This window comes from Enterobacter cloacae complex sp. IR5418, assembly GCF_049238105.1.
Lineage (GTDB): Bacteria > Pseudomonadota > Gammaproteobacteria > Enterobacterales > Enterobacteriaceae > Enterobacter > Enterobacter hormaechei.
Map to the genome: position 1 here is coordinate 1 of NZ_JBMKHS010000080.1, position 4,264 is coordinate 4,264.

Here is a 4,264-nt window from a genome sequence, read left to right on the forward strand (position 1 = left end):
CCCGAAATCTGATTTATTCAACAAAGCCCAGGTGCATCCAAAATTTCAAAAGAAAAGTCCATTTCCTCTGTGGTGCCAGTGCTAGAAAAAGTATCGGATGAAAATCAAACCGCCTCCATAAGCATAAAATCTAAAGCTAAGGCAAACAAGCGACTAGCGACTTTGGCAAGATAGGTGAGAGACAGTACAATCGACTTCTGAGTTCAACTTGTCTTACCAGGAAAGCCAGCATACTTGCTGGCCTTTTTTTTGTTATAATAAACTCAGGCTTCAGCTGAATCTGTAAAATTACTGTTAATGAAACGGTATTTTAGGTTAATTTGGATGCTGTTACAGGAAGTGCGGATTTTTCCTAAATTTGTAAAAAACCTAAGAATTATCTTAATAAATCTGGTACTTAATTATTATTTTACGTAAAAAGTCTTTGTGGTTTAATGGTTATGTAAGGATTTTTTGATACCCTTATACCCGATGGACCTAAGGTCACTGACAACGATGTTCATGTAGAATCTTCGTTTCTGTAATCCCTTTTGTCCTTGTCCCAAATGATTGATTATTATAATAAAGGCTGATCGAATGCTATCTCGCAACTCACTAATACATGGTTTACGCCGAGACCAGTTAATCGGAGTTCTGACTATTTCAGAGTTTCCGGTAGTTATGGTAGAAAGCCACTTCATTCAGTCTGAGGTTATGGGAATAAAACCCGTAATTTTTAATATTGATGAGCTTCTTGTTTCTATATCCCCAATTTCCTCTCTTAAGTTCGATTGGGAGTGGGCCCCAGTTGATACAATACTCATTGAAGTTATCATTCCACCTGTAGAGTCAGACCTTGTAAGTGCAGAAAATGACTTCCTCCGTGATTCTGGTATTGGCCATATCCAGTGCGAGCCTGGCGGAGCATCAATACGACGTACAGTTACCTTCGTTGGTGGAATAACCGCTGATAACTTACTGTATCAGTTGAGGCTTATGTGCGTAAGCGCGTTAAAACTTTTAGGAGAGGAACTGGGGGATGAAGTCTAAGATTAGATATGTTTTATCTGGTTTTGTTGTGTTATGTGCATTTGCTGGAGTTTATAAAATCCTAAACAATGTTCCGGTTAAACCTGACCTTTTGGACTTCACTGGAAACACATTTAAAAAGACATCACTCTTCCTGCCATGTGATAAAAGCTCGCCTTCTTTAAACATTAAAATTGCTGATAACGAGAAAATCGTGATCAACGGCATCGCTTCAAAAGTAACTTTTGTTGAAAAGGCTGACCCCGTCAAAAGCCCTGGTTTTTGTGATGATCTTGATCTAAACAATTCTCGCCTTGTACATACGGCATCTTACAGCCTGGTGATTTCTGAAACCAAAACAGGATTTACACTATCAAATTTCAAGCATCTTGCCGATGATGAATCATTAGGCGGTATGTGGTTTTATCAAAAGTGACTTTTTATATGGCAACTTCAGACTTCGCTCTTAAAAACCATAATGTTAAAGCATTTGGTCAGGATGCAGCCCTTGTCATTGAGATGAACAATGAAGATGTTAGCTCATCAAAACCTTCACCTTTTTCAAATGAGATTGATAATTATTATCTTACATTGCACGTCGCTCCAAGGAACGCAAAAAAAGATTATGACTGGGGCTCAAACCGTTCTGTACTTCTAAAATTGTCGACGAATGAAGTTATGCAGATGGCATCTGTATTTCTTAGAATCATGCATACTTTAAAGATTGATAAGAGGAAAACCTCACATCATGGCCACGTCGTATACAAAAATATAAGCGTTACCCCAAACGAGAGGGGCGGTTTGTTGTTATCCGCAGGGATAGTTCCAGTCGATAAAGATGGCTTAAAACCCTTCATGCACATGGTCCCCGTCTCACAAATGGATTGCGTTAAAATTGGCCTCTACATACTTGGATATCTTGCTCAAAAAACGCCCTGGGTAAGCTCCGAGTCTATAATTACCGCGCTTCGCTTATCTGAAGCCAAGAATTCAAAATAGCGCATTAACATACGGAATATACGGAAAAATACAGGTTTTTTTAAATGTTATACGAACGGATATTTCTGTTTTTCATCGTAAAGTGAGTTTAATTTTGCTCAGAAAAACAGGTATTCGTCATGAGAAAATCAGGTTTAGGTTTAGCCCTGTTGTTTTCTTTAATTGCTCCGATTAAAGCGGTCTATGCTGAAGCGATTATGATTTCAGGAAAGCTACAGGCTGATTTGCCAGCCGTATCCTTTGACCCGGGGCCGGGCGACTTTGTTGCATACGTTAATTCTAACACTATCACTGCCTCAGGTGCAGGCACAGCCTGTAATGTAACGGTTGATGATCGAGCGACTTCCTCTGTTGATAACCTCGTTTGTTTTTTTGAGTGGTTACCCAATACCTTGGAATTAACTTCTAACGGCTTCACTCTTTCAGGCGTTCCCAACACCACCGGTGATTTAAAACTACCTTACAAGATTTCTTACTTCTCTGGTTCTGAACGGAAAAAAGTTGAAATAGTAAAAGGTGAATATTCAATCAAAAGTGTGGCACCGGTAAAACCAACTATCACCGGTCTTAAATCATCCCTGAACGGATTAGTCTATGACGGCTTTTCTTTCAAATCGTATTTAAAGGATGAAGCGATCAAAGATATCGCTGTTTCTGTTGAACCCCGCAATTATATTCAATACATCTCAATAGGTTCAGGCTCCGCCTGTGAAGTACCTATTGGCGGAACTTCCTGTACCATTGAAGTTGGAAGCATTAAGGCCAGTGATACAGATGAACTTTTGGGTTCACGTGATATCACAATTACAGCAAACTCTAAGAATAATTATTTCGCACCTCCTGAATCCAAAAAGCTTGTTGTTAACTGGGATTATCGGCCTCCTGTAGTAGACCATACACTTTGGAATTTTACCGATGAGGCTAAAACAATCAAAGTAGGTGGCCAGGACATCTATACCGGAGCCAAAACCGTTGCTGTGGCCGTTAAGGTACCCCAGCAAGAAACAGAAGGTGAATGGTGGCTCCCAACAGCTATGTCGCTCACTATGACTCCGGATGGCGTGTTTAAGCCGACGACTAAAGTGACTTTAGATGATGGCACTGAGATTGATTTCAAACAGTCCTGGGCAACCCCTTTACGTAGAACTTTACAGCCGGTAAGTGGACCTCAAAAAGTCGGTGATGAGTACCTCTATATCTTTGACTTAACGGATCTTATAAACGGGTCCTACGCAGCGACTTTTACAGTAGAAAATACGAGCAAAAACTCTTCTACGTACACTGAGCCTGAAAGCAAACTGATGCTGTCTGATAACCCAACGCTTATGGTTCTCAAAGATGGGCAGGTATTAACTAAACGAGCACCCGTATACTTCCTGAACGAGATTATCGTTGCAGCTTTCCAGGGGCAGGCTGGGGTTGCTGACATAAAATCAGTAACAATAGACAACAAAGTAGTTTCGTTAACACCTACAAATTATAAAGGTATTTACTACCTGCCGGTTGGAGACGATTTAGCAGTTAATTCGGATCACGAGATTACTGTGGTGGCTGAAAACCTTTATGGAAAAAACGTAAATTTCAGTACCGTGTTCACTTATCAACCTACTGGATTCACTCTTAAGAATCTGGAAAAAAACGTAACTCTTTACTCGCGCGTACGTCAGTATACGGACCTGCTTAGTCAAACAGCTGGTGATAAATGCACTCTGTTTACCACAGAGGAAAATGCGAATGCTTACCTCGCCTGGTATGGGGAAAAATCAGATGTTACAGCATGCTACCCTCAGTGGAACAATGTCCCTGATGGGTTGGAGTTCTATTTTAAAGGACGTACCCCGGGTCTAACTGGATTCTTTAATAAAACAGGTGAGAATCTGCTCGACTATCAAGTCTATATGATTAACGGGAAGGGCTCTAAAGCGGTTTCCGCAAGGAATCGCCGTACTCTGACCACACAATTACCATACAACCCGATCATCTCTTACAAAAAGAATAAAGTCATAGCAGGCATCAATCCGAACACTGCTCTGGCTTATACGACCGGGGGGGAGGCCGCTCGAATATTAGCGAAGGTGGTACCAGCTGACGTTACGATGATCGTCTCTCAAAACGGCTCTGAGGCTGTCAAAACGTCATTTAAAAATCGTTCCTCAAACAACGATGCAACGACCTTTGTACAAAGGGTCAAGGTTGCTGCGGCTTTGTTGAATAAATCGAACTTTTGCTGAGTTGAAGGATCAGATCACGCATCTTC

The 4,264-nt window shown here is 40.9% G+C and carries 3 protein-coding genes and 1 pseudogene; all 4 read left to right on the forward strand.

The window, feature by feature from the left end:
* Positions 1-576: 576 nt before the first annotated feature.
* Complete coding sequence (gene hdtA, locus ACOTX7_RS23900; RefSeq protein ID WP_000952689.1) at positions 577-1,029, forward strand: H transfer determinant A; 453 nt, start codon at positions 577-579, stop codon at positions 1,027-1,029.
* A complete protein-coding gene (locus tag ACOTX7_RS23905; protein WP_000836981.1) occupies positions 1,019-1,444 on the forward strand; it encodes a hypothetical protein in 426 nt (141 codons plus the stop codon). The genes hdtA and ACOTX7_RS23905 overlap by 11 nt, the downstream gene beginning before the upstream one ends.
* An 8-nt stretch (positions 1,445-1,452) precedes the next feature.
* Positions 1,453-2,007, forward strand: coding sequence for a plasmid transfer protein (locus ACOTX7_RS23910; protein WP_000235773.1), 555 nt, complete (start codon positions 1,453-1,455; stop codon positions 2,005-2,007).
* Between the two features lie 119 nt (positions 2,008-2,126).
* A pseudogene (locus ACOTX7_RS23915) lies at positions 2,127-4,229 on the forward strand (hypothetical protein); the annotation flags it as partial.
* Positions 4,230-4,264 lie beyond the last annotated feature (35 nt).